The 25368-nt window shown below is 42.9% G+C and carries 31 protein-coding genes and 1 pseudogene; 23 read left to right on the top strand and 9 right to left on the bottom strand.

The window, feature by feature from the left end:
- Nucleotides 1-154 precede the first annotated feature (154 nt).
- The 4 genes from Q4519_RS17570 to Q4519_RS17555 all read left to right on the top strand — a co-directional run bounded on the left by Q4519_RS17570 (nt 155) and on the right by Q4519_RS17555 (nt 2352).
- Nucleotides 155-628, top strand: a complete 474-nt coding sequence (locus Q4519_RS17570) for a hypothetical protein (RefSeq protein ID WP_303514527.1) — start codon at nt 155-157, stop codon at nt 626-628.
- Between the two features lie 217 nt (nt 629-845).
- Nucleotides 846-1439 carry a TetR/AcrR family transcriptional regulator gene (locus Q4519_RS17565; protein ID WP_303514524.1) on the top strand — a complete coding sequence of 198 codons (594 nt, stop codon included), beginning with the start codon at nt 846-848 and terminating at the stop codon, nt 1437-1439.
- Nucleotides 1439-1729 (top strand): YciI family protein, encoded by a 291-nt coding sequence (locus tag Q4519_RS17560; RefSeq protein WP_303514521.1) that lies wholly within the window; start codon nt 1439-1441, stop codon nt 1727-1729. Before Q4519_RS17565 ends, Q4519_RS17560 begins: the two co-directional genes overlap by 1 nt.
- An 8-nt stretch (nt 1730-1737) precedes the next feature.
- The gene (locus Q4519_RS17555; RefSeq protein ID WP_303514519.1) at nt 1738-2352 is read left to right on the top strand and encodes a DNA-3-methyladenine glycosylase I; all 615 of its coding nucleotides are present in this window, start codon (nt 1738-1740) and stop codon (nt 2350-2352) included.
- Between the two features lie 352 nt (nt 2353-2704).
- On the opposite strand, the pseudogene Q4519_RS17550 reads toward Q4519_RS17555, so the two are convergent.
- Nucleotides 2705-3313, bottom strand: a pseudogene (locus Q4519_RS17550) (transposase); the annotation flags it as partial.
- A gap of 170 nt (nt 3314-3483) precedes the next feature.
- Here Q4519_RS17550 and Q4519_RS17545 point away from each other — a divergent pair.
- The 6 genes from Q4519_RS17545 (at nt 3484) to Q4519_RS17520 (ending at nt 6487) form a co-directional block, all read left to right on the top strand.
- A complete protein-coding gene (locus Q4519_RS17545) occupies nt 3484-3867 on the top strand; it encodes a hypothetical protein (RefSeq protein ID WP_303514517.1) in 384 nt (127 codons plus the stop codon).
- A 271-nt stretch (nt 3868-4138) separates the two neighbouring features.
- The gene (locus Q4519_RS17540; protein ID WP_303514514.1) at nt 4139-4717 is read left to right on the top strand and encodes a hypothetical protein; all 579 of its coding nucleotides are present in this window, start codon (nt 4139-4141) and stop codon (nt 4715-4717) included.
- 256 nt (nt 4718-4973) lie between these two features.
- Nucleotides 4974-5327, top strand: a complete 354-nt coding sequence (locus Q4519_RS17535; RefSeq protein WP_303514512.1) for a glyoxalase/bleomycin resistance/dioxygenase family protein — start codon at nt 4974-4976, stop codon at nt 5325-5327.
- Between the two features lie 278 nt (nt 5328-5605).
- Nucleotides 5606-5800 carry a hypothetical protein gene (locus tag Q4519_RS17530; RefSeq protein ID WP_303514510.1) on the top strand — a complete coding sequence of 65 codons (195 nt, stop codon included), beginning with the start codon at nt 5606-5608 and terminating at the stop codon, nt 5798-5800.
- A gap of 170 nt (nt 5801-5970) precedes the next feature.
- Nucleotides 5971-6225: a type II toxin-antitoxin system Phd/YefM family antitoxin gene (locus tag Q4519_RS17525; protein ID WP_005526636.1), complete on the top strand. Its 255-nt coding sequence runs from the start codon at nt 5971-5973 to the stop codon at nt 6223-6225.
- Complete coding sequence (locus Q4519_RS17520; RefSeq protein ID WP_303514509.1) at nt 6218-6487, top strand: Txe/YoeB family addiction module toxin; 270 nt, start codon at nt 6218-6220, stop codon at nt 6485-6487. The genes Q4519_RS17525 and Q4519_RS17520 overlap by 8 nt, the downstream gene beginning before the upstream one ends.
- Nucleotides 6488-6536: 49 nt before the next feature.
- Here Q4519_RS17520 and Q4519_RS17515 read toward each other — a convergent pair whose 3' ends face one another.
- A complete protein-coding gene (locus Q4519_RS17515) occupies nt 6537-6821 on the bottom strand; it encodes a phage integrase N-terminal SAM-like domain-containing protein (protein ID WP_303514508.1) in 285 nt (94 codons plus the stop codon).
- 348 nt (nt 6822-7169) lie between these two features.
- Here Q4519_RS17515 and Q4519_RS17510 point away from each other — a divergent pair, with 348 nt between their 5' ends.
- The 3 genes from Q4519_RS17510 to Q4519_RS17500 all read left to right on the top strand — a co-directional run bounded on the left by Q4519_RS17510 (nt 7170) and on the right by Q4519_RS17500 (nt 9326).
- Entirely contained in the window at nt 7170-7694 is a 525-nt protein-coding gene (locus Q4519_RS17510) for a pentapeptide repeat-containing protein (protein ID WP_303514506.1), read from the top strand.
- A 332-nt stretch (nt 7695-8026) separates the two neighbouring features.
- A complete protein-coding gene (locus Q4519_RS17505) occupies nt 8027-8476 on the top strand; it encodes a hypothetical protein (protein ID WP_303514504.1) in 450 nt (149 codons plus the stop codon).
- 70 nt (nt 8477-8546) lie between these two features.
- Nucleotides 8547-9326, top strand: coding sequence for an alpha/beta fold hydrolase (locus Q4519_RS17500; RefSeq protein WP_303514502.1), 780 nt, complete (start codon nt 8547-8549; stop codon nt 9324-9326).
- 168 nt (nt 9327-9494) lie between these two features.
- Here the strand turns inward: Q4519_RS17500 and Q4519_RS17495 are convergent, their stop codons facing one another.
- On the bottom strand, nt 9495-11528 hold the full coding sequence (locus tag Q4519_RS17495; RefSeq protein WP_303514500.1) for an IgaA/UmoB family intracellular growth attenuator: 2034 nt from the start codon (nt 11526-11528) through the stop codon (nt 9495-9497).
- Between the two features lie 629 nt (nt 11529-12157).
- On the opposite strand from Q4519_RS17495, the gene Q4519_RS17490 reads away from it, so the two are divergent.
- Nucleotides 12158-12775, top strand: coding sequence for a LysE family translocator (locus tag Q4519_RS17490; RefSeq protein WP_303514499.1), 618 nt, complete (start codon nt 12158-12160; stop codon nt 12773-12775).
- Between the two features lie 40 nt (nt 12776-12815).
- Here Q4519_RS17490 and Q4519_RS17485 read toward each other — a convergent pair whose 3' ends face one another.
- Nucleotides 12816-13322, bottom strand: a complete 507-nt coding sequence (locus Q4519_RS17485) for a DUF2938 domain-containing protein (RefSeq protein WP_232804057.1) — start codon at nt 13320-13322, stop codon at nt 12816-12818.
- Between the two features lie 394 nt (nt 13323-13716).
- Between Q4519_RS17485 and Q4519_RS17480 the strand changes: the two genes are divergently transcribed.
- Both Q4519_RS17480 and Q4519_RS17475 read left to right on the top strand, forming a co-directional pair.
- A complete protein-coding gene (locus Q4519_RS17480) occupies nt 13717-14139 on the top strand; it encodes a helix-turn-helix domain-containing protein (protein WP_303514493.1) in 423 nt (140 codons plus the stop codon).
- 277 nt (nt 14140-14416) lie between these two features.
- Nucleotides 14417-15115 (top strand): VC0807 family protein, encoded by a 699-nt coding sequence (locus tag Q4519_RS17475; RefSeq protein WP_303514491.1) that lies wholly within the window; start codon nt 14417-14419, stop codon nt 15113-15115.
- Nucleotides 15116-15183: 68 nt separating this feature from the next.
- Here the strand turns inward: Q4519_RS17475 and Q4519_RS17470 are convergent, their stop codons facing one another.
- The gene (locus tag Q4519_RS17470; RefSeq protein ID WP_303514488.1) at nt 15184-16086 is read right to left on the bottom strand and encodes a LysR family transcriptional regulator; all 903 of its coding nucleotides are present in this window, start codon (nt 16084-16086) and stop codon (nt 15184-15186) included.
- Between the two features lie 132 nt (nt 16087-16218).
- On the opposite strand from Q4519_RS17470, the gene Q4519_RS17465 reads away from it, so the two are divergent.
- Nucleotides 16219-16494 (top strand): DUF1330 domain-containing protein, encoded by a 276-nt coding sequence (locus tag Q4519_RS17465; RefSeq protein WP_303514485.1) that lies wholly within the window; start codon nt 16219-16221, stop codon nt 16492-16494.
- Nucleotides 16495-16638: 144 nt separating this feature from the next.
- Here the strand turns inward: Q4519_RS17465 and Q4519_RS17460 are convergent, their stop codons facing one another.
- Nucleotides 16639-17496, bottom strand: a complete 858-nt coding sequence (locus Q4519_RS17460) for a delta-class carbonic anhydrase (protein WP_232804052.1) — start codon at nt 17494-17496, stop codon at nt 16639-16641.
- Between the two features lie 277 nt (nt 17497-17773).
- Nucleotides 17774-19000 carry a hypothetical protein gene (locus Q4519_RS17455; RefSeq protein ID WP_303514479.1) on the bottom strand — a complete coding sequence of 409 codons (1227 nt, stop codon included), beginning with the start codon at nt 18998-19000 and terminating at the stop codon, nt 17774-17776.
- A 198-nt stretch (nt 19001-19198) separates the two neighbouring features.
- Between Q4519_RS17455 and Q4519_RS17450 the strand changes: the two genes are divergently transcribed.
- The 6 genes from Q4519_RS17450 to Q4519_RS17425 all read left to right on the top strand — a co-directional run bounded on the left by Q4519_RS17450 (nt 19199) and on the right by Q4519_RS17425 (nt 24037).
- On the top strand, nt 19199-20323 hold the full coding sequence (locus tag Q4519_RS17450) for a hypothetical protein (RefSeq protein ID WP_303514478.1): 1125 nt from the start codon (nt 19199-19201) through the stop codon (nt 20321-20323).
- Nucleotides 20324-20599: 276 nt separating this feature from the next.
- Nucleotides 20600-21586 (top strand): suppressor of fused domain protein, encoded by a 987-nt coding sequence (locus tag Q4519_RS17445; RefSeq protein WP_303514474.1) that lies wholly within the window; start codon nt 20600-20602, stop codon nt 21584-21586.
- A gap of 90 nt (nt 21587-21676) precedes the next feature.
- Nucleotides 21677-22159 (top strand): hypothetical protein, encoded by a 483-nt coding sequence (locus tag Q4519_RS17440; protein ID WP_232804048.1) that lies wholly within the window; start codon nt 21677-21679, stop codon nt 22157-22159.
- Nucleotides 22160-22416: 257 nt separating this feature from the next.
- The gene (locus Q4519_RS17435; protein ID WP_232804047.1) at nt 22417-23112 is read left to right on the top strand and encodes an aspartate/glutamate racemase family protein; all 696 of its coding nucleotides are present in this window, start codon (nt 22417-22419) and stop codon (nt 23110-23112) included.
- A 109-nt stretch (nt 23113-23221) separates the two neighbouring features.
- Nucleotides 23222-23503, top strand: coding sequence for a GNAT family N-acetyltransferase (locus tag Q4519_RS17430; RefSeq protein WP_303514469.1), 282 nt, complete (start codon nt 23222-23224; stop codon nt 23501-23503).
- Between the two features lie 15 nt (nt 23504-23518).
- Nucleotides 23519-24037: a hypothetical protein gene (locus tag Q4519_RS17425; RefSeq protein WP_303514468.1), complete on the top strand. Its 519-nt coding sequence runs from the start codon at nt 23519-23521 to the stop codon at nt 24035-24037.
- Nucleotides 24038-24124: 87 nt separating this feature from the next.
- Here the strand turns inward: Q4519_RS17425 and Q4519_RS17420 are convergent, their stop codons facing one another.
- Nucleotides 24125-24622, bottom strand: a complete 498-nt coding sequence (locus Q4519_RS17420) for a protein disulfide oxidoreductase (protein WP_303514466.1) — start codon at nt 24620-24622, stop codon at nt 24125-24127.
- 7 nt (nt 24623-24629) lie between these two features.
- Nucleotides 24630-25361, bottom strand: coding sequence for a DsbA family protein (locus tag Q4519_RS17415; protein WP_303514464.1), 732 nt, complete (start codon nt 25359-25361; stop codon nt 24630-24632).
- Nucleotides 25362-25368 lie beyond the last annotated feature (7 nt).

Genomic DNA, 25368 nt, shown 5'->3' with positions numbered 1-25368 from the left:
AAAAAAGGTTCTACAAAGAAGAGTACAAGTGATCGGCATCGATGTTATTAACCGATCGACTTCATGTTAATACGCAATAAGCGCACGTCCGGATCTGTGTGGGGGCGGCCCAGTAATGGGTTGCTCTACCACGATTATTTTTCTGGAGTCTAGTATGTTGCATCAAATTGAAAAGTGGATTGATCAGACGAACATTGAGTACCAAGAACAAAGGATTTCTTGCTCTAAATTCTTTGATGAATTCAAAGGTTTTTATCCTTTAGAGTTCCTACAACAATCATATTTTGTGATTGTCGATACAATCCCCAAGCCTAACTTTCCTGAGTTACGCCAAATGGGATTAGGTGACTTTATAGATATGGAAGTTCACGGAATTACGTACAAAAACACTTATTATGTTCTTGCGCAGTTTGCATCGGATTTGCGCTTACATTTTCACGAACTTGTCCATGTTGCACAATGGGGGCATTTAGGTGCAATAGCATTTATGGAACGCTACATAACAGAAATTCAAACTTCGGGATATCACGAAGCACCTTTAGAGAAAATGGCATACGATTTTGATGCTCATTTTACGAGAGGTGGCGAGAAAGTAGATGTTCTTAATTATGTAGCACAAAAAGTATAATAAGGCATTTAAATCTAACAAAAAACAGTGTTTTATGTTTAGATTTGCAGCACGCTTTAACCCACTTTTTTGTCCGATCAATACGGCGTTAGGGCCTCAGAGCACTCAACCTCGCCAACCTACAAGTCGTTCTCTATTGACTTGTTAGGACAATTGTCCTAAGTTTGTAAATAGGACAGTTGTCCTACATCGTTTACAGTTGTCAGGAGTCGCTCAGGTGGCCAATAAGCTAACAAGAAATCGCATTGTCGATACGGCAGATCAACTGTTCTATGAGCAGGGGTTTGAGCACACATCTTTCGCTCAAATTGCGGAAACTCTAGGCATTTCCCGAGGAAATTTCTATTATCACTTCAAGACCAAGGACGAAATTTTGGATGCCGTAATCAGTCATCGCCTTGTTCGCACGAATTCAATGCTCGATAACTGGGAGCTAGAAGGCGACACGCCAGTTGATCGTATCCGTAGCTTCATCAATATTTTGGTAGTGAATCGCGCCAAAATTAAGCGTTACGGTTGTCCGGTAGGGACGCTCTGTACTGAACTTGCCAAGCTGGATCATCCCGTAAGAAACCACGCAAACGAGTTGTTTACGCTATTCAGAACTTGGCTGCGCCGACAATTCGAGCAACTTGATCGCTGTGATGACGCCGATGAATTGGCAATGCATCTGCTCGCTTTCAGTCAAGGCGTAGCGACACTTTCTAGTGCATTTCAGGATGAGAAGTTCATTCACAGCGAGGTAAGTCGTCTGGATGACTGGTTATCCTCTTTTCCAACTTCAACAAACAATCAATCGGAGGTGCTTTAATGTTTGTCGTTCTTTTGCGGTTTTCAGAAAATAAAGATCAGGCCAGTGATTTTATGGAAGGTCACAATCAATGGATTAGGCGAGGGTTTGAGGATAAGGTTTTCTTGGTAGTTGGTAGTCTTCAACCCGGTCTTGGAGGCTCTGTTATTGCTCATGGTGAGTCAAGGGATGCTCTTGAGAGCCGCGTTAATCAAGACCCATTTGTGGCCGAGAATGTCGTTACGGCAGAAATACTTGAAATCGAGCCAAAGAAAGCAGATGAGCGTCTGGGCTTTCTTCTGGCCAAGTGAGGGGGACGATGAACTCTACTGTTCAAGGCCCTGATGGAGAATTGCGTTGCAGCTGGTGTTCGGCTGCTCCTGAGTTTTTTGAATACCACGATAATGAGTGGGGCTATCCAGTTGATGGCGATATCAGGCTGTTTGAAAAACTGTGTCTCGAAAGCTTTCAATCTGGTCTGAGCTGGCGAACGATTCTCGCTAAACGAGAGAATTTTCGTGCTGCCTTTTCAAATTTCGATTTTAATGTGGTGGCAAAGTACAGTGACTCTGAGATTGATCGATTATTGAAGGATGAAGGGATTGTCAGGCATCGCGGAAAGATAGAAGCTGTGATCAACAATGCAAAAAAGGCGATAGAGCTCGTGGAGCAGGAAGGCTCACTGGCCGCTTACTTCTGGCGATTCGAACCAGATGAGAATAGTTTGCCCGAGCCACAGACAACATCAACCTCAGAGGAATCCATTTCACTGTCGAAGGCTCTGAAACAGCAGGGTTGGAAGTTCGTTGGCCCCACAACCGTCTATGCCTTTATGCAGGCAATGGGTCTTATAAATGATCACTCTGAGGGGTGTGTGTTCAGGGAAAAGGTCGAACATGCACGCAGTCACTTCAGGCGTCCAGGGCGCGAATAATGCCCAACACATATTAGCCTACCGGCCGTCAATATGTACTAGCTATTTCTTTGGCTGCGTTAGCAGCCAAATTCAAGTCAATCAGCAAAGCCGTTTACTTCGTTTGTCATGTAGCTGTCAGATCATCGCCTACAGCAAACACATATAGAGCCTCTCTTATTGTGGTCTCACTGCTGCTTGTTGTTTTTCCATTCCTGGAAATGACAGGGGCACTAGACATTTATCGGTTAACCCTGCACTGGCGCTATTCAAGACAAAGGTGCTTTAAGCAAAGTTAGTTCCAGGCTCAGCCAAGGTGTAAGTGATTTCGCTGATTGTATTGGTGCGCGCCAATAAGGTGTCTAATCAAGGCGACGTAGCTTAGTGCTTTGGCATAGAAATCCAGCAATGCCATATCCATATCGATATTGCGCTGGACGATGGGATCATCAAAATTGCTTCGCAGCGTTTCTCTGGCACATTTGTTTTTCAGGTTGAGTTCCATGGGGGCAAATTATGTTGACTGTTGGTATTGACCACATGGCCTTTAAGCATGGCACCATGGCGAACGATTTTGGTTCTTCGGTGAAGTAAATCACAGGCCGCGCGCATTTCTTTGGGGTAGGTATAAGCCAAAGGAAAATTGCCACCGAGCAAAAGTGAGGCAATTTTAAAGGAGTCGACTTTATCGTTTTTGGTTTTGCCACCGTGAATGGCTGTCATATATAGTGCATGACCAAGGACAAAGTCGATGCCTTGCTTCTAGCACCAATCAGAAACCCAGTACCAGCAGTGCATGCATTTCACCCCGACAACCACTTGGCCAATGTGGGGTTCGAGTAACATCATCAGTTCATCTTTGTCAGCTTTAATTTTTATGAAAAACAATTTCTCCTTGTAAATCAATAATGCAGACATAAAGAATAGGTGCGTGTAGATCGATACCACAGTAGTATGGATGTGAGTTATTATAAAAGTTCATTGAGCTTTTTCCGTTTGGTTTTGTCACCGTTAGCATACCTAGGTTAAAGGTAGCTGGAGGAGGCTCAATGATTATCAAGCGCAATCACACGGATAAAATTTCCGCTGCGCGACAATTTTACCGGTGTTGTGGGCGTTAGAAGCTTTCAGGTTATATCTCAGGAATCAACAATGAAATATATATGGTTATTAGCTTTAGTTGTGTTTTCTCATTTGTCATATTCAGATGAGCCTAGTGTTAAATATCAATGTGAGTCAGGATTTAAAGAATATACATTTGGTGAGAAAGCTAGATTTCATATATGCCCTAACGATAATGGCACGTATCAAGTTGATGCAATGTCTACTGGTGGTAATAACCATTCATGCTGGTGGCCACTAACACTCTCTAAATCAGAGTCTGGTTATTCCGCGTCAGAGGGTGATTGTAAGGTGAGCATAACGTTCACTGAGGGTAAGCTTAATGCTCAATTTTCAGGTGCGTGTCGCTCTCATTGTGGCGCTAGAGCAGGCTTTAGAAATGGCACATTTACAGGATCGGCTTATAACAAGTAAAGTCACGGCGACCCAGCACACTCCGCTTGAGTTTCGTGCGGGAAAATACTCGCACAAAACCCTAGCTCCGACACTGGGCGCGTGCTTTAGGCGTTGAGGCTGTAGAATTTCTCTTTTTAAGAAAAACAGCCTGCTTTATGGGGGCCAAATGCATTACCTATTGTCTTCGAAGCGCTTAGGATTGATTGCAGGGCCCTGTTTTTTAGTCAAACCTGGCTGTTGGAGTTATTCTACAGTCTCGTTATTCATCCATTAGGTGTTACATCAAGGTATGATCGATCCATCTCAGCCAATTTTAAATGGTGCATCAAACTTTAAAACATGTCATGTAGTTACGGCAGGTAAAGATGCCATTAAAATAGTACCAACTTTAACTGCGGTCGCGGCAGGTACAATGCTTTTCCTGGTTATAAATGGAATATTTATATTCATGATTTATGGAGGATTACAAATTCTCATGGAGTCAGATAACGACCTACTAGGGTGTTCGTTTATATTCATTGGCATATTCATGGTTTGGGGGTTTAGCAAGTTTAAGCTATTGACTCAGGAGGTGGTCAAGCTTGATAGAGTTGAAGATAAATATTATCGGTACAGTATGTGGAGGCCGAAAAAAATTATTGACCAGGGGCGTCTATCTGATTTTACTGAGGTTCAGATTCTGAAAAAGACTGTTAGAACTCATAACACTAACCGTAGTGTAGAATTCACTAGCTATGAGGTGAATTTGTGCGGTCATAAATCAGGCCATATAAATATTATTGATCACGGCGTTAAAAAAGAGATCGTTGGTGATGCCACTAAAATTTCGTCTTTCATTAATGTACCGGTAACAATGGTTAATGTATAACAAAGCGGCTATTCCGTCGCTTGTTTATGTGGCGGTCGCTACGCTGCCACAACACAACCTACTACATAGCTGCAGATTACCGCGGCGTTGAGGCTGTAGAATTTCTCTTTTTAAGAAAAACAGCCTGCTTTATGGGGGCCAAATGCATTACCTATTGTCTTAGAAGCGCTTAGGATTGATTGTAGGGCCCTGTTTTTTAGTCAAACCTGGCTGTTGGAGTTATTCTACAGTCTCGTTATGTGGCAGGAGAGAATTTATGACCCCTACAGCAGTTTTTGTTCATGTCCCTAATGTAGAACAGGGATTAGATTGGTACCAAAAAGCCTTTCCTGAAGCGACGTCTGTCTATCACTCAGATTTTGATTTTACTGTGTTAGACCTTAATGGCTTTTCTATTGAAATAGTGCAAGCTGATGAAAAAGTGGGCTCTGGCAAAAATGGAGCTGTTCTTTATTGGTCAGTAAACAATTTATCCAAGTCATTAGTATACTTTGAGGCTCTTGGTGCAAAGCTTTACCGGGCTCCAATGGAAATAGAAAATGGGCTTTCAATGTGTCAAGTTGAAGACCCATTTGGCAACTTAATTGGCTTGAGAGGCAAAGCCACATAACAGATAAGAATAGATGTCGCGAAGCCGACCCCCCATATTCAATTGTTTGACAATGCTCGGATTATCCCCGGAGTCTCGCCGATCTCGCGTTCTGCCTTATTAAGTAAATTGCAGCATTGAGCGTTAACCGCACTTAGCCTGAGTACCTTTCTCAAGACGAGCGGGAGGGAAGTAAGGAGCGATCATAATGTAAACGCTTGTCTTATCAGCTTGTTACGGCTTGTCTGTGTGTTGTTTCTTTATTCGTATTCCTCTTGTTGTCGCTCTAGGCGTGATGAATGCCATTATTCTTATTGCGTCCTTGCGGTGTTGATTATCTCGGTCGAAGGATACCAATGCAGCCTATGCTGTGTTGGCAGCAAGGGCAAGTTCGCGTCGGTTGGCTCGGTGGCTCAATTCCCAGTAGCTGTTGCAGCAACGGCAATAGCAAGCACTGTATTTGGTGCAAGATGGGCTTTGGCGTTACCGCGTAAAAAACCATAATCCCGAGCGCTGTAATCCCTTGGGCAGTACGTGTTGCAGTATCAGTATCAAAAACGCCGGAAGCGTTAGTTGCCTTATTAATATCTTATGTTCAACTTACTGTACAAGTGGAATAATGAAGATTATACTTGTTCCATTAAATGTACATGTGGAGGTTCTTATGAGAATTGTATCTTTTACTGAAGCTAGAAATGGTCTTAAAGCTGTTCTAGACGGTGTAGTTAATGACGCAGACACAACAGTCATTACACGTCGTGACTCTGAGGATGCTGTGGTTATGTCTTTAGATTACTACAATAGTCTTATGGAGACAGTTCACTTACTACGCTCTCCTCAAAACGCTGAACACTTAAACCGTTCGATAGCCCAATACCGTGCTGGTAAAACAACAGCACGAGAGTTAATTGATGAGTAGCAGTCAACGTTTACTGTCGTGGACTGATGACGCATGGGATGACTATCTGTATTGGCAAACTCAAGACAAGAAAACACTCAAGCGAATCAACAAACTCATCAATGATGTTAAGCGCTCTCCATTTGAGGGTATCGGTAAACCAGAGCCGTTAAAAGAGAGCTTATCTGGTTTTTGGTCTCGTCGTACTGATGACACTAACAGGCTTGTTTATGCAGTTGATGATCAAGCGATAACGATACTTTCGTGTCGTTACCACTACTAAATCGGGCTCAGCGATCTGGCATCTAACAAGGCCATGAACGTTCGGCCCGTTATGGCGACGTTGAGGCTGTAGAATTTCTCCTTTTTAAGAAAAACTGCAAGCCATTGCGGTCAATTTTAACCGTGCTCCAAGAGTGAGTGGCAATCAGGCTGGCAAAGTAGGTCTTCAAATCCGCCGCGGTCATGGTATCGGGGGCGCGGTCAAAAAACGCAGAAAGGCGACGCATCGCACGAGAATACGCATCAACGGTTGCAGGGCGTTTTCCTTGCAAAGTTAAGTTGGTAGGATGTTGTTGGTAAAGAAATTCAAAACGTTGTTGGTCGGTGGTATTCATGAGCTTACTCCAGCAAGCCCGATCAAAGTGAGGGGATTACTTGAGTATGAAATATCAGCTACACTCTGCCGCGCAGCGGCTTCGTTCAATAAGGCATTTAAACGGAACTAAAACAGTGGGTTACGTTTCGCTGCACATTTTAACCCACAGTTTTAGTCCGCTTATTGCGGCGTTGAGGCTGTAGAATTACTCGATTTTAACAAAAACAAGCGTGATTTAAGGGTTGTAAATGCATTCGCAAGGTCGTTTTAAGGGCTTAGAATGCGATACACAGAGACTCAAAAAATCACTAAATTTTATTCAAAGAGAAATTCTACAGGCTCGTTACATTGCCAAAGGAGTCTCCAGGTGAGAAAAACATTTGAGGAAACTATAAGTGCGTTGAGAGAATTAGGTTTGGTCTTTGATGATCAATCACCAAGACTACCCGAGGCGCTACCTCATTATGATGATGAAGATCCTTGCGGATTCAGTGTTTTTCGAATGGGGATAGAAGACATGGATCTGAGCAATCTGGATATGAGAAGAACCTTCTTTTCAAAATCAGAGATATCTAATTGTAGCTTTCGTAGGACTGACCTTGAAGAATCTAATTTGTACTGGAATAATTTCATTGGTGTAAATTTTTCGAGTGCCAACCTGTCAAGGTCTGATCTTCGAGCTTCGATATACGAAAAGGTTGATTTTTCTGAAGCTGATTTATCTGGCTCAGATTTACGCCAAGCTGAGTTCAATAGCTGTGATTTTAATGGTTCCGCTATGGCTGGTGCAAAGCTCACAAAAGCGTCAGGTGCAGCAATGCCTCTTTCCGAGAAGCAAAGAGATGAAATTGATTGGCAAGATACGGAAGGTGAGGAGCCTGGTGGTGGATAGGCAATGTATCAAGTCAAAGCACGCGGACTTGGTAAAGCCGGTGTTTGAGGCGTTAGCCGTCCCGAGAACATCAAAGTAAATCAGAGGCCTTGATGAGTTTAAGTAAATTGGAAGATGATTCAGAATTATTCGATGTATCGGTGCGGAAAGGTAAAAAATCTGGCCCAGTGGTACTATTTGCGGTAGGCGCAGGCGGAAATCCGGAGCGTCACGTTACGCTTTTGGATACACTGGCTGATTCGGGCTGTACGGTCATTGCCCCGCATTTCCCGCGACTTTCTTCGCCAAGGCCAACGGAGAATGAATTGAGACTCCGGGCTAAGAGACTGTGCATGGCGCTTGATATTTTTGGCCCGTCTGGCGTAACGGTGTCTGGCGTGGGTCACTCAATCGGTGCAGCCACACTTATTGCGCTAGCGGGAGGGCAAATGTGGTTGGGGCCTGGTCATCGTGTCGACATTTCAGCAGATGCACGGTTAAGTCGTCTCGCTCTCCTTGCTCCGCCAACTGGATTCTTTCAAGCGCAGGGGGCTCTTGATACGGTACGAGTCCCAGTTTTAACTTGGGTGGGTTCCGAGGATAACATCACCCCTCCTTCACAGATTAAGTGGCTGGCTCAAGTGATGCCTGATCCGCAGAACCTTGATGTTCGTGTTACTGATGGCGCAGGCCATTTCTCGTTTATGGATCAAATTCCGCCTCACGTTGTTGAGCCATTGAAAGATAAACAATTATTTCTTCGTGAATATTCGAGCGAGATTTGCAATTTTGTGTATGGCTAACAAGTTGCTGCACCGGAGTCGCTACCGCTCGCTCGGTGAGCAAAGCGCTAGCCCTTAATAGGAATATAATGTGAAATATTTTCAAAAAGGCAGTGGTGAATATTTAGTCTTGGTTCATGGAGCATTAACAGATGGTTCTATGTGGCTCCCTCATATAGATTCCTTGGCTCAGTATTTTGATGTCGTTTCAGTGACTTTAAGTCATTTTGATAATGATGATAGCTTAAGTTTTGGTCTGAATTCACATGCTCAAGAACTAAGTGAGCTTGTGAAACAGTTAGTTTCAGATAAGCCCGTGAATGTGGTTGGCTGGTCTTATGGTGCAGATGTTGTATTGAACATGATAGCAACGTCTCAATTGCCACTGTCTAAGGTATTTTTGTATGAGCTAGGATATCCCGGCTGTGTTCAAGAGGATGAAATGAAAACTTGGGTTACGGATGCAAATTCAATGTTTGAGTCTGTTTTTAATCATGTACAACAGGGGAATTTGAGTTTAGCTGTTGAATCATTGATTGATGGTTCTGGGAATAGTCAGGGCTATTTCGATAAGCAACCAACTGAGGTGAAGAGTTTACAGTTAAAACAAGCTTACACATTGCCTTTGCAACTAAATCAGCAAGAACATCCATCGATTGATACCCAAAGTTTATCGAATATCGAACTGCCTTTGATATTTGGGTATGGCGATAAAACACGAGACTTATTTAAGTTGGCCACACAGAGTGATGCGCGAGCTTCAAGACACTCAAAATTGGTGGTTATTGAAAATGAATCTCACATGTTACCTCAAGAAAATCCAGAAAAGTTTTCAAGTTTACTAATTGAATTTCTGGGTAAAAAGGGCTAACAGATAAGTGGAAGTGTCGCGAATTCGACTTCTAATATTCAAGAGCTGAGAGATTTGAGCGACGGTAAGTATCTATACTGTTATGTTGTGGCACAAAGGTGGTCAATGTTTGTTTGGTCATTGACCACCTATTGCTTAAAAAAACATTCGCAATTTTACCTTATAAAATCAGTGATTTGGTTGCAAAAATTTTAGCCACACGATACGAATTAAATGCATTAGAGCTAAACCAATTAGCACTAATAGCAGTGCGAGTATAAAGAGTTGTTGCAGTAGATCTTGCTTGGTTAAATCCGTATTCAATAACAGTTTTTGGCCTTGTTCCGTTTGAGTCACGGCCAACACTATGCCTTTAAGGGCATCAAATTGCTCAGCATCCGCCAGGCTGGTTTTAAAAGCGTTAAGATCATTACTGTCCATGTCGCGTAGCAATTCCGCATAAAGCTCACCGGCTTGCTCTGGTATCTGAGTATTAGAAGTTAATTCAACAAGTAATAAAGGTGAGGGCGTTGGCCGTTCAAACTGCTGCTTAAGTAATTGTTGGCCCAGATCTTGGTGCAACTTATTTAAGGCTTGATAGAAGCCTTGCAGTTTACGCACATGCTGTACATAGACATCTTCCAGTGGGTTATCTTGTTGCATTTGCTGCCAACAAGCCGCTGTTTCACAAGATTGTGGTTCGCCAACATCAGCCAAATAATCTTGCCATAACAGTGCTGCTTCTTCTTTAAAGTCTGCACAATAGGTGCTGTATTCACAAACTGGCTCAACTAATGCGACCATACTTGGGAAAAAATCGGCCGAAAAACCCATGATCTCGCGTTGCGGCGCTAACGTGTCTTGGCTATATAAAAACATCAATTGCAAGCGCGAGTAAAGGGCATCACTGACTTGTGGCGTTATGTCGACGGTTTGGTATTGAGTTAAGAACTGATTTATCGCTACCAACGTTGGCGTCATTGGATTACTTGCAGGGGCTTGGTCTAAATAGTAAAACTGTTGACAAAAATAACTGGCAACATTCCAGCTGTCGGCGACCGACAAGCACTGACGATGGCCAGATAATACCAACGCATCTCCGATGCCCACACCTTGATCATTAAGTGAACTGGCGTCTGCTGCGGTGACTTGTCGCTCATGCCATAAGTGCGCAATACTTGCCTTAAAGATAGGGATGTTCACACTGTAATACAGCACGCCTAAAAAGACCAAAACACCCGCTAACATACTGACATGACGAGCGATCTGTGGCTTCATTGGGTTATTGGCTATCGACAAGTTATTGCCTAGCGATACTAAAAGATCTGACTTAGGTGATACTTCAAAGTTAACAAATCCATCACGGGGTAATTGCCCTTCCCAGCTGAGTGGCGCGATGTAAGAGTAAGAGGTAGCCATCGTCAATTGCGGCGGCTGAAAGTGAACCATAATCCCTTTATCAAAGGTTTCTACTTCGTGGATTTGACCATTCATTTTGGTAATAGATAGCTGATTTGGGTGACTGCGGCGAATGCGAGCCAATAACCAGTAGCTCAAGGGGAGCAGTAATAAACTGATGCCCACGGCAATGGCAGGCTCAAAAAAGTTAACTAAAATAGCAAATAAGCCACAGATTAATAACAGTGATAGCATGCTGCCAATGCCATAGCTGTATGGCATTAACATCAAAATTTCTTTGGCGGTTGCATCACGTTTACCGACAATTTCAATGTCACTGTCTTTGAGCTTGCCAAGTGCCGCTTGTTCGATTTTTTCACTGTTTAAATCACGAGTCTGATGCTCGGCAACATCAGCACTGATGTGCCAAGCATTGTTTAATGAAATTAACCAAGTACTGTCGTTTTCATGGGCAACTTCGGCTACGTTATCGCCAGGTTGTAAATACGGTAAGGCTGATTCGGGAATGCTAACTAAAAAGCCAGCTATGCTGTAGTAAGTGTCAGTTACACTGCCGTTAGTCGACAAGCTTTCACCTTCGATCGGCCCTGTAAACTCATAAACGTCACGGTTTGTTGGTGAGAATTCAAACTTGCTTGCAAGCGCTTCACTTTCTTCATCTGTCAGGGTTCGCAGTGGTTTAATCGCGTCACCTAGGTGGTCTAATTGTGCTTTAGCGTTGTTTTTTCCCGAACGGAAGCTCAGCCAGGCAATGAAGGAAATGATCACTATGCCTATCTTTAATATGATTAATAGTTCGCCCACTACTTTTCCCTTTTGGCTTGAAAAGGAATGCAATGTATCAAAGCATGCTCGTTAAGTCATTAATTAATCAAGTAAGCTGTGGGGTGATAAATCAGCCATTAGGAATGATGTCAGATAGCTGATTTAATAAATTTTTGTCGCGTAAGTTTTTAAAAATAGGCTGTTTTTGAGCGACGATCACTTGTTTTAAAGCTTGTGATTCTACAAGCTTGTGATAATGAAAAGTCAGCCATTAAGGTTGGCGTCAAATTAAAGTAAAGAAAGTGGTGTTAAATTTAGCCACATTTGATCCAGCTGATGCCAACTTATTCTGTGAGTCTATTTTCGCTCTTGATGACATACTAAAAAGCGTTAAGGGCGAGAATATAAAAACTGAATATGGGCCAGCATTAAGTGCCGTAGGGGACGCCGGTTTTATGTTCGTGATCCCATTTGTCAAACAGCTCAATATGCTTCAACATGAAAAGCGATTAACGCTACATAATCATAACGAATAGTGCTGAACTGGCCTAGTGAGTGAGGCAGGGGAAACGCACGGATACTTATTGATTGCGACCCTATAGTTTAATTTTTAAGCTCTTATTTGCTCTTCCAGTGAATGAGGGCGTTAGTTGTTTGGAGAAAGTATTGTGGAGATCTGGAAATTATTGTTCTTTATACCTGCGTGTTTCGCTTTAAATATGACGCCAGGGCCAAACAACCTGTTGTCTATGAATAATGCTCGTTGTTATGGCTTCAAGTCAGCATGGATAGCTGGCCTTGGTCGCATTGCTGCGTTTGCTGTTATGATCACCTTGGCTGCTTCAGGTTTAGCGGTAGTTTTATACGCATCTGAAATGCTATTTTTCATTATTAAGGTGCTAGGCGTGGCTTACTTATTTTGGATTGCTTTTAATCTATGGTGCTCAGAGGCTAGTCCAATCAGTGAAATAGAGCGTTCTCGCAACCTTTTAGGTTTAGCGAAGCAAGAGTTTCTATTAGCCGCTGGTAACCCAAAGGCAATTTTAATTTTTACAGCGTTTCTTCCTCAATTTGTAGATGTAGCGGCAAATGCAAATGAACAGTTTTTCGTGTTGGGCCTTACCTTCTTATTATTAGAAGTGGCGGCGATTTCTCTCTATGCGTTATTCGGAATCTATTTAAGGCAATGGTTCAAAAAGCCTCAAATGGCACAGCGCTTTAATCGCGTCTGTGCCACTTTATTAGCTGTGTCGGGAATTAATTTGCTACTTAGTCGCCAGCAATAACACATACAAATAGAAGAGATAGTGGCGATTCTATTTAATATCAAAAAAGTAATAGATTGATCTTTGCTGAGAGATAAATTCCGAAGCCAAATACTGAATGGGCCAGTAAACTACGAAAGCGAGCTAGATTTGGCTTAGGCGTTTTGGCCGCTGCCAACCCTAACCCTAAACAAGGCTGCATTATAAAAAATGGCAATGCGACGGTTAATGCGCCAAATGCCATGGCAGGAAATATAGATGGGGCGATCAGCCAGGTTTTGCCCATATACATGACAAACACCGCGGTGAATATAGCACCTATCAAGTAATGGGCTACCCAGCCTATTATTGCCTCTGTGTTCACCGGTTTAACGGCACCGATATTGTCATGGCTTATTGTCCCTTTTGGTATGTATGCTAGCCATCGACCAACAACAGCATAATTCAGTGGGACAATACCGAATACACGTTGTAGCAATATGGCCCAAAAATCCATTATTGCCGTTGCACCGATACCAATAAGCAAGGTGTTCGCGACTAGCTGGGATATTGATAATTCATCACTCATTTAAGAATGCTCCTAAGTTTTGTTATGAAAACACTTAACGTTACCGCTCATGTCAATGCATGTTTTATACCCAATCAACTTGAAGATGCATGTTTCAGAGCGCCACCGTGTTTTCAATACTAGGCACGCTAATGCAGGAATGTAGGTACCTTTCAAATTAGCGTAACAACGTAGTGGAAACACGGCGGCGCTCCCAAAGGGCAAGTTTTACACGCGTTTATGCTGTGTTATTGATTTTGATAAGGGGAAGCCATTACCTGCAATCAATGCCTTGCCTAAACGCGTGTAAAATCTTGCTGAAATCAAGCATCTCCAGGTTGATTGGGTATAAGTTGGTGTTTTCGTGTTCGTTCGCTTATGATTGCACTTCAAGTTAGCTTGAGGTCAAGTATGTATGGGGAAAAAATCCTTAGATATTGCTGAAGTAGTAAAACGTTCGGGATTACCAGCATCAACGCTGCGGTATTATGAAGAAAAAGGCTTGATCCAATCGGTGGGGCGTCATGGGTTGCGACGTATATTTGCCGTTGATGTGCTGCAACGTTTATCTTTAATCTCCTTGGGTCGCCTTGCTGGTATGTCATTAGAGGAAATTGGCGCTATGTTTGCTGCCGATGGTGCAGCAACAATAAATCGTCAATTGTTGTTAAACAAAGCGTATGAGTTGGATCAAACAATTACCCAGTTAAGTGCAATGCGCGATGGCTTGCGTCATGTTGCTAATTGCCCTGAGCCCACTCATTTTCAATGTTCAAAATTTAAGCAAATGCTTCGTGTGGCTAATCGTCAGGTCAGGTCGTTAAACAAAAAAAACTAATGTTGTTACAAGCAGAGTCAATGCTGTTCATAAGTTGGTTTAAACTCGATGGCAATCTTAAGTATTGACCGCGTTTCGTTTGTTATCGCTCCCCATTCAATCTCAGATCATCTAATTGCTTACTTTAAACTATTTCGGTTTTTAATTTATAAGTATCCTGAATTTCGTATCCCGAGGCTGTTTGGGTATATTTATATCACTCTCTAGTGACCTGTTGTGTTATGGCGGATAATTAGCTATAACCTTCGCAATTAGTCCGTAATAAAAAGTAAGCATTATGAATAGCGCATCGACACATAAACCTCGCCCGATGGTTGACCTGATTGTCAGTATCATCATTCCGTCTTTTATTTTAATGAAATTAAGTGGTGACAGTGAGCTAGGTGCGAGTGGTGGTTTGATAGCTGCACTTGCTTTTCCACTTGGTTGGGGCCTATTTGAGCTAATTAAATACAGAAAGTTTAACTTTATCGCTTTGTTAGGGTTGTTGAGTGTGTCGCTAACGGGCGGCATCGGTTTGTTTGAGTTAGACACAAAATGGTTGGCAATTAAAGAAGCCGCCATTCCTGCGATTATCGGTATCGCGGTTTTAGCGTCTACTTTTACGCCTTATCCGTTAGTGAGGGCGCTGCTATTTAATCCTGATGTTATGGATGTGGAAAAAATTAAGCAGAAATTAGTTGAGCATAACAGCACCGCCGCCTTTGAAAGGCGCTTAATGAAGGCCACTTATTTGGTCGCTGGCTCTTTCGTTTTTTCGGCGACAATGAATTACGTGTTGGCTAAGTGGTTGGTAACGAGTCCTGCGGGCACTGCTGAATTTAATGAGCAATTGGGACAATTAACTTTATATAGTTACCCAATGATTGCGTTGCCATCTATGCTGATGTTGTTAGGGGTTTTTTATTACTTGTGGCGCGCCATTCGTGATTTGACTGGGCTAACCTTGGAAGATGTGATGGCGACCAAAAAGTAATTTGTTATGTTTTTCTGTACAGAATGGCTGTCATTAGACGGCCATTTTTTTATTCAGGAGTTGTGGTTTTAGCTGTTGGCTTTATTAAAATAATGGCTAATTAGCTGATGAAATCGCCCGATATGGATTGGTTTTTCACCGTGATATTGGTGCAAGAAATAAAACTGCCATGCTCTACCTTGAAGCTCTGGTAGCACCCTTTTTAGCCTTTCGTTACTTAGTTCTTCAGTTGCTAAAAACGCAGGAAACAGCGCCACGCCCATATCATGTTGGACCATTTCTAATACCGTATTTAGCGTATTGGTTTTTGCGTAATGTGCGATTTTGAGTCGTTGTTCATTGTTTTGTTTGTTATCAAATAACCGCAGTTCATCATGTTGCCAAGGTGTAGCAATAAATCGGTGCGAAGTTAATTGCTCGAGGCTGGTTAAGTTTCCGTGTTGTTTGAGGTAGCGTGGTGAAGCGCAGAATATTTCAGCAACTTTGCCTATCGACAATGCGCGGTAGTTGCTGTCTTTTAAATCACCACCAAAAATGGCGACATCTAGGTTGTGCTCCCTCAGATCTTGCCACTTTCCGGTCACGATAATTTCGGGGCTTAGCTTTGGAAACTCCACACATAACTGCTGCAATGCGGGAATAACGATATGTTGTTCAAAAAATGGCGGTACCGATACTTTAAACTGGCCACTGGGCTGTGTTTTTGCACTATTCAGCTCGGTTAACGTGAGGCTTAATTGTTGGCTCAGCAGCTCACTGCGGGCCAGTAATGTTTCTCCAACGGCCGTGAGCGTCACGCCTCGAGTGTTGCGCGCCAAAAGCTGTTGGCCAGTTGCTTGCTCAAGGCGTTTTATTTGCTGGCTAATGGCAGATTTGCTCATGCCGAGTTTTTTTGCTGCGGCGGTAAAAGAGCGCTTATTCGCTACTTCTACAAAGATTAACAGTAGCGGGGCTAGTTTTACACTGTTCATATTTTTAAACAATTAGTTAATTTTTAGTCTGTTGTTAAATTTTTATCACAATAATAAGCTGTGTCAACTGAATCGGATCGCTCAAATAAGTGGCTCACAATTAATGAGCTAATCACAATAAGGAGAAAACAAATGACAAGTTTAGTGATTGTTGATCTAACACCATTAGATAAGGTACAACTCGCGCAATATAGTGAACAAGCGGCGGTCATTGTGGCTGAATTTGGCGGTCAGTTCATTGCCAAAGGGGAAATAGAGGTATTGCATGGCGATACCACTCATTCGAAGAAAGCGGTGATCCAGTTTCCTGATAAAACCACGGCGAAAAATTGGTATCACAGCGCGGCATATCAAGCCATTATTCCGCTACGCGAACAGGGCATGCAAAGCCAGTTCCATTTAGTGTAAGCAATTTTTTGGCACACAGTTATCTAGGTGAATTTGGCTAGGGCGAGCGTTGGTTTGAGCTTGGCGTTTAATTAAAATAAAGGCTTGTTGTATTGTGCAACAAGCCTTTTGACTGTGGCATTAAATGCTTATCATGCGCTGAAATTAATGGCCATCAGAAAGTAAATCAGGGTTTACAACTAGATTTCGTACGCCGTGAGCGTGGTCTTCGTTAAAGTCATTACCTTTAAGCCATTGTGCTACGGTGGCGATGTTTACCTTAGCAACTTGTGGGCGAACGCTCCATGTAACTTGGAATGGTGAGCCTTTTTCGTTGTAGCTAGGGCCAGTGGTAGAGCCTGCATATTGGATTGCTTCGCCTGTATTGGTTGGAATATTGATTGCCTGGTAAAGGCCATCTTTTAGACCGTATTCAGTTTGCTTAACGAAGTCGAGTGCATTTTTGTCATTGACCACCACGTACACTTGGGTTTCTACACGTAGCTGTGGGTTGCCTATCGCATCATTTAAACACGAGCCAAGGGTTGGACCTGGTTTTACTTTTGCTGTCGAATGTACGAAATGTACTTCAATGGTGTCACCTGACTGTAATTTACCGTGCTCACCCTTGCCCACTTCTTGGTTATAAGGTGCTAATTCTTCAGCACTTAACTTACCAGTGTAAACATAGCCACTGTTGTAACCATGGCCGTCACCATTACCTGCGTATTTGTTGAATTCGCCGCCTTTGTGCTCGGCGTTTTTGTGAAAATGAATGTTACATAAGTTCATTGCTGTGTAAGGCGGTGCTATACCAAACTCTCTGGTGTTGGTGCCCACTAAAGTATCTATGTCGCGAGGGGATTGCGGACCATAGCCTTGGCCTTTGGTATTCTCTGCTAGTGCGGCGCGTTGCTCTGCTATCACGCTGTCAGCTACCGCGTGGTGGGTGTCACTTGCTGCATGCGCTAACATTGGCGTCATTGCCATACTGGTAAATAATATGAGGGTATTTTTTTTCATGAGTAACTTCCATTTATTGTTAGAGACATTAGGTGATTGAATCCAGGGCGAGAGCCTCTTGGTTCAACTTAGCAGCATAAGGAAAGTTGAAATGAATACAATAGTCAATCATTTGCAAAACAAATAAATGCGTATAGGTATATATTAAGGGCGGTTGATTTTTCGTGATAGCTTTACCAACAATAACGCCAGTGGGATTGTTTTTTCACTGGCGTTATTGTTAGTTGGTATACATTTGGCAGCAACTTAATGTTGTGACTATGTACGTCTATGGCGGCTATTTAACTCGGCTAAAGGTGAAATTTTCACTTGGGTTAGTAAACGTTAAACTTTTATCAGCCATTATCGTTAAGGTGGCGCTGAACGCAGGGCTATCTTTGTCATATAAACCGCCCGGACCGTTTGCTTCCGCGGTGATGCCTGTGGTGGTAAAAACGTCGCCAGTATAACTAAAGCTACCAAACTCGCCCGATACCGCCATAACAGCAGCGCCATTGTATGCTTCTTGGTTATTGGTGTGCACAATAGCGTATTGATTATTAGGAAGAATTGTTAAAATGTTGTCGCTATTGATGTTTTCTTCTCGCAAAAACCAAGCGCCAACTAAAGGATTATTACTGTCGCTGATTTTGTTAAATCGTACAGTATTATTTTCATCGTCAGCAAAAGTGATGTCTAAAGCCATACCTGTTAACTTCATGTCGAGGTTAGCTGCGCCTTTGTTGTCCGCTAGTCCACCTGAGTTGTCGCTTTCGCCGATGACTTTGAGTGCGAGTTTTTGAGTTGTAGGGTCGTAGGAGTAAGTGCCATACTCGGCCGAGCCTGCTACTTGGTCACCATTATCATCGATATCTGAATGTTCGTGCACGATGATGTAGTTGTTATTGTTGAAGAAGGTAAGCACATTGCGTTTTCCAGCCCCTTCACTAAATAGCCAACTACCGGTCAATTGACCGTTTAAGGTACTGCTGAAGTGAGCTTTGGCGGCTTCTTCAGTGACTAATGTTTTGTTCATACTGGTTAAAATGGCGCTGACAGATGAATCAAAGTTTTCACTGCTGATATCTAGACCTGTGCCCACAAAAGCGGATTTACTGGTGTCGGTAATCGCAATGCCATCATCAGGGTTGCCATTGTCATCTAGGCTTTGCAGCAATTGTAAGATGTTAACTGTGGTGGTGGTTGCTAGACCGCCACCTAAATCAGCAGGGGTAACTTGTGCGCTGGCTTTGGCTGTTGGAAAGATTAGATCGCCGAGGTAAAACGTCACATTTTCCCCGTCTATATATTCAAACTCGCCTTGCGCATTGGTAACGCCGGCTGTGATTGTGTCGGTTCGATAATTAATACCTGCAACAGGACTATCTAGGAAGATGCCTTTCTGGATTTGTGGTGCTGGAGTGGGTGTGGGTGCTGGTGTGGGAGTCTCGGTTGATGAGTTACTGCTACCACCACAACCCGCCAAAGCAAGTGCAATGCATCCGGTTAATAGTCGTATTTTCATATGTGCTCCAATTGGTTTTTATTATTTTTCACAAGGCAGAGTTTGGCTTGTCATTCAACTTGAGTATTTCACCGAGGTTTTTGCCCAACAATACCCATATGGGTAATACTGTTAACATTTTTTAAACACTAGTTTGACATTGTAGAGAAAGAACTAATACTTTTTACCTAATTGATTGCTTCATTGTTGTAGGTAAATATGAACCAAGTTGATCAGAGCGACATTGTTAAACAAATTTACAGTACCATTGAAAAGCCTGAGTTATGGCACGATGTGCTGATGCGGATTAGCGATGCGTTAGGCTCTTCTCATGCATTTATTGCTAGCCGCTCTAGTGTTGATCACTCTCCTTCTCGATTTGTTGCCCATGGTTTTGAGCCTGGTTATTTTGAAACATATCAGGATTATTTTTATAAAGTCGATATGTGGACTCAAGGGCTAGCGCAGCATGATGCTAATCAATTCCACCCTAGCCATTTAGTATGTAACGATAAACGCTTTGTCCACTCAGAGATTTACACAGATTTTGCGAAACCAGCAGTGATCAGAAACTCAATCGGTTGTTTGCTGGCAAAACCCGATAGCCCGTTGATCACTGAGCTTGCTTTCATGTCAGGACCCGATACGAGGTATTATTCTCAGCAACAGGTTGCGGTAGCCAATGCGTTTCTTCCCCATATTGAACACGCTTTAGAGATGTCGCTACGCATGCAACAAGCCAATGCTGTGGGTACGAAGAATGGGTTACTTGATGCATTGCCTGAGGCTATTTTTGTTTGTGATTATCAGGCGGAGTTGCATTACTTTAATGCATCGGCCCAAGCGTTACTGTCTAAAAGCAAGTTGTTTCAATTGTCATTTCTTTCGTCGCGCCGTTTGACGTTTGCTTCATCTGCAGCAGATGCTCAATTTAAAATGGCATTGAGCTGTTCAGCTTCTTCTCATGGGACGGAACTTGATGAATATTTCTATACACGGTACGAACAGAGCATTTACCGAGTGACAATTAAGCCTTGGTTTCATCAAGTGCTGACCCCGATTGGGCCGCACTCTTTAGCTTGTAGCATGGTGATGATTCAAGCTTGTGCAAATCAGATCAAAATTTATCCTCAAGAGATAATGTCGTTGTTTTCATTGACTCTAGCGGAAGCGGAAGTATCGAGTTTACTTTGCGCTGGCACCCTAGTTGATGAAATTGCCAGCATTCGCCATGCCACGAGTAACACTATAAGGCAGCAGATTAAGGCTTGCTTGGCAAAAACAGGCACCCGTAATCAAGCAGAATTAGTGGCTAAAATAATTCGTAGTTTCACGTTGAGTTAGTTATATTCTATTTGCTTAAGCACTTGATTATTAGTTATTAATTTTGTTTTTTAAGTCTGCGACATGTTGTTTGCTAGGCCATCTAAAGTGCTTATGGCAGATAATTCGAAAATTATTTATTAATTTTTTAACCCCTTTGTTATCACTGTTGCGTTAGTAGGGTCAGTTCTATGCAGCGGTTTAGACCCATAATTAGCAATAGAATCAATATATTGAGATTTTTTCTCCGACTCTTTTTAAATTAATTGAATAAGTGAAATTCAATAAGGACTATTGATGACAACGGCAACTAAAAATAGCATTGAAGTATTACTCGGCTCACTACAAGCAACAGAGTTTAAACCTGATATTCCATTTGAATTAGGTGGCGATCAGCCCCTTGATATGATCGCGGCTTATAAGATGAGCGATCCTGAAGCGCATTGGTTATTTTTAACAACAGGTTTTAAGAAATACGGCTTTGAGCTTAGCTTCCGTGTTAAAAGTGATGATGAAACGGCACCTATGTGGGCGGTAGAGTTTATCAAATCATTGGCTAAATTTGCGTTTAATCGTGACAACGGCTTTGTTGTGGGTGACATGGTGGCAATCAATCGTCCGTTGGTAAGCTTTGTAGATTGTTTCTTAGATACCGTGCTGTTTGTGGAAGACCCTGCTATTGAAGCGTTAGAGGATGGCGGTGATAGCATTGAATTTATTCAAATCATGCCGATAACTGCTGATGAAGCGATGGCGGCGCGTAGCTGGACCATGGAAAAATTCATGCAGGTGCTGTCTTACCAAACCCCTGCTGGTTTAGTTGACTTAGGCCGCTTTAGTATTTTAAAAAATGAGAACATTGCTCAAGCCATACGTCGCGGCGCTGAAAACGATGGTTCAGATACTGAATGTGTACCTTGTGGCAAAATTTTATTCAATGTCAGCGATGCAAGCTCTGCATACATTGAGATTGACGCGTTAGCCGCAGAATACTTATTAGCTATTTTACCGGGTCGAATTCCACATGGTCGCAGTATTGAAGTCATTAGCCCTGAGCACAATGTGAAGCTAATGGCGGGCGATGAAGGCATGATTCGAGGTGTTAGTGATTCTTGGGTCGAGATTACCTTAACGCCGAATATGTATAACCAGATGATGGAAAACCTACAGCTCAAGCGTAAGCGCTTCTTCTTTGATGAATTTGAGAATGTGTCGTTTTCGGTTAATGATTACTACATTAAAGATATGGAAAACCGCACAGTTGGCGTGAAGCAGTGGCGCTAATCTAACTCCCTTTTTTCTATGATGTCCATTGTGTGATTTGGCTGCATGCGCTTAGCGCTGCAGCCCTTTTTATAAGTAAGGAATAGGTAAATGAGAAAGACAATACTAGCAGGCGTATTAACTTGTGTGTCGATGGCAAGTTGGGCTGGCGTAGCAGAGACTAAGGCGAAGCGTGGTGCTGATGAAGTTATCCTGCAGTCAGCCAATAAAATGCAGCAAGCCTGTGGTAATGCAGCGTTAGCCGTAACCGTTAATTGGGATGAGTTTGATAGCATGCTTACGGCAAATAAAGTGCAACTGGCTGACAAGAAGTACCAAGATGCATGGGTGCTTAATCATACTGGTGAGCGAACCAGTGCATTATTGGATTCGATTGCTGCTATTTGTATCGATGACGCTGATTATCAGGCTGAGATTGCTAAGTTAACAGCGGTTGTGGTGGTGCCAAAGGGAGATTTTGCTGACACGAAAACAGACCTAGCATTAGCTGATACCACTTTAACCGTGCAGTCCGGTCATTATATGCGTCGTACGGCTTCTGACTTTACCGCCCGAGTGAAAGCTTTGTATTAACTAAATCACGATAGCCAGACTTAGGCTTGGTTAACTTTGATGGCGAGTGAAATCATAATTAATGATATAGGCTAGGATCTACCTAGATCCATGTGCGTCTAGTCGATAGTGATAAAAAGAATTGTCTCGCCATCATTAACTATATTGTTAGCTAGATCATAAGTATGGCATAGGGGAGAGAGTTCAGCTTAGTCGTTTATTGATGTTTATGGCGGTTTGGCCCACAGTGATATCTCGATAAACTGCATGGGTGTAGTATGAAAACAATCGGTATTATTGGTGGCATGAGCTGGGAGTCGACTCAGCTTTATTATCAGCAAATTAATCAGTTAATCAAGCTTGAGTTGGGTGGTTTACATTCGGCTAAGTTGGTTTTGTTCAGTGTGGATTTTGCAGAGATAGCAGCACTGCAACGGCAAGGTGATTGGCATCAAGCTGGCGCTATCTTAGCCGATGCGGCTAAGGCCCTTGAGAGGGCGGGGGCTGACTTTATTGTCATTGCGACTAATACTATGCATAAGGTTGCCGATCAGGTAATGGCAAATATTAATTTACCCCTACTGCATATTGCCGATGCCACGGCCAAGCAACTGCAACAAGTTAGCATTACTAAAATTGGTTTGCTCGGCACTGCGTTTACGATGGAGCAAAGCTTTTACAAAGGCCGTTTAGTTGAGCGTTTTGGGATAGATGTCATAACCCCAAATAAGGTACAGCGTGAGATGATCCACAAAGTCATTTTTGAACAGCTTTGTTTAGGTCAATTTAGCGCGCAAGCTAAGGCGGACTTTTTAGCGGTGATGGCTGATTTGCGAGAGCAGGGCGCTGAAGGCATTATTTTAGGCTGCACTGAAATAGCTTTACTGGTTAATCAATCAGATATCGAATTACCTTTATTTGATACCACGGCAATCCACTGCCAAGCTATTGTTGAACTGGCCCTGCTTGCTTAAAGCCATTTGATAAACAGAACTCTTAGCCAGTCTGGTATGTACCCAGTCAAGATGCATCTTGAACTTGATTTGGGTATAAACTTAACTTTTGAGATATTGGAGGTGAGCAATGAGTATTGGTCATTATGAAGATGAGCTGCAAGGCACTTTCTATACTGAACCGTTATCAGATGAAAGCGCGGTGATGACATATATTAAGCAAGATCAGGTTATTCACGTTAATAGCACTCGGGTGCCTGAGCAGTTTCGTGGTCAAGGTATCGCGATGCAGCTAATGGTAGCCTTTGCTCAAGAGCAGCAACTTAAGGTGGTACCAGAGTGTAGTTATGTTGAAGTGGCGTTTAAACGTCAACCACAGTGGCAGCACTTACTAGCAGATACCTGTCAATGATTGGTTCGCGCTAGAATGAAGAAATACTATGCGCCAGGGGCTGAGCCGAAGCCCATCGATAAAGCCAAAATGCTTATTCTCTTAGCATTAGTACCATATTGTTTGTGGCTGGCTTTTGCTTATCGTTATCATTTTATTGATGGTGTTAATTTAGCGTTTCATGAGGCTGGACACCTGTTTTTTATGGCGTTTGGCGATACTTTACATCTGTTAGGTGGCACGTTTTTACAGTTGTTAGTTCCGGCCTTGTGTGGCGTGCATTTTTATCGTTTAAACCAGCGCTTTGCCACGGCGTTGTGCGGAATTTGGTTAGCGGAAAGTATGATGTATATGGCGGAATATATGGGCGACGCGAATGCCCGTGTGTTGCCTTTAGTGGGGGGCGGTCGCCATGATTGGTATGCGTTATTTAGTTCAATAGGTTGGCTTAGCAAAGCAGAGAAAATTGCCGGCTTTAGTCATTTTTTAGCAGTTATTTTGTTACTTGTTTGCTGGATATGGGCGTTTAAATTGGTGCGTCGAGGAGAGGCTTAAGTTGGCTCTCTGTCCACCCTTTAACACTAAGCTTGCCTTCTTTCCAGAAGGCTGACTTATTCGTTTCCTCGAGTATCCATCCATTTATCATGCCGTTAACATTCGCCACCACAACCCTGGCAAGCTAGTAAAGCCAGTGGTGAAGTATTCAACTTGGTTGTTTTTGATCACCAGAATAGTAGGCGTCACACTGACCTTCCACAATTGCCCAAGTGAGTTGTTAGGGTCGTTGAGCACGGTAAATTGATATTCATGGTGGTACAGGTATTGATTCATGCGGTTGTCATCACCTGAGCCAAGTGCAACCGTTATTGTTGGATAATGTGTTGCCATGCTATTGACTGCTGGAGTGACGTAATTACAGACGTGACACCAAGTGCCCCAAAAATACACCAACACTGCTTGATCTTGGCTTAAGCTGGCAAGATCAATGGGCATTTTTTTTAGGCTGGTACCGACTAGCGGCGGTAGATTGGTTCTATCTATATCTTTACTGCGCCACCAGTCTAGCGCACCACTTAGTACTATCGCTACAACCAGTAATAATAGGGCCTGTTTGGCCCAGTTTAATAATTTTTTTGCCACTAACTGATTACTCCTGAGCGGCTAATGCTTGTTCAATCCCTGTTTTTAGCTGATCGTAATCGACCAGGCCGGGCACGATTTGATCGGCAAACACTAAGCTTGGTGTGCCACGTAACCCGAGCGCGCGCATTAAATTCATATTGTTATTGATGGTGGTCGCAGTGCTTGCATCGGCTTTACCTAGCCATTGTTCAGTGCCTGTTGCCTTCGCTGCTTGGGCAATGCTGGCACTGTCCAAACGAGTAGGTTTTGCCATTAAGGTTTTCTTTAACTTAAGGTATTTTTCTGGCTCATGCTGCCATACGGTTTGCGCTAAATCGACTGCTTCTTTCGAGCTTTCGCCCAGTAAAGGCACCATTTTTATCTTGATCTGTAGTTCGGGAAATTCTTCTACCAGTTTAGCTAAATGAGGTTCGATGCGTTTGCAGTATGGACAGTTAAAGTCGGTAAAGTAAGTCATCACTAACTTAGGGGTTTCAGCGCCAAACCAAGGGTCGTTGGGGCTTTCGAAAATAGCTTTGGCTTGTTTTTTCAGCATTCCTACTTGGGAGGCTTTGGCTTGCTCTTCTTCATAATTTTGTAGTGCCACTACCGCTTCTTTTAAGATCTCAGGATCTTCAACTAAGGCTTGTTTGATCAAGGTTTTAAGCTCGGCCTGTTGCTCAGGAGTAAAGCTTGAGGGCGCAGCAAAAGCCAATGGGCTTGCAAGTACTAATGCGGCAAGGGGTAACAGTTTCATATGAATA

This window comes from Motilimonas sp. 1_MG-2023, from assembly GCF_030547455.1.
Classification (GTDB): Bacteria; Pseudomonadota; Gammaproteobacteria; order Enterobacterales; family CBDFNC01; genus Motilimonas.
This window is presented reverse-complemented; position numbering and strand designations above follow the sequence as displayed.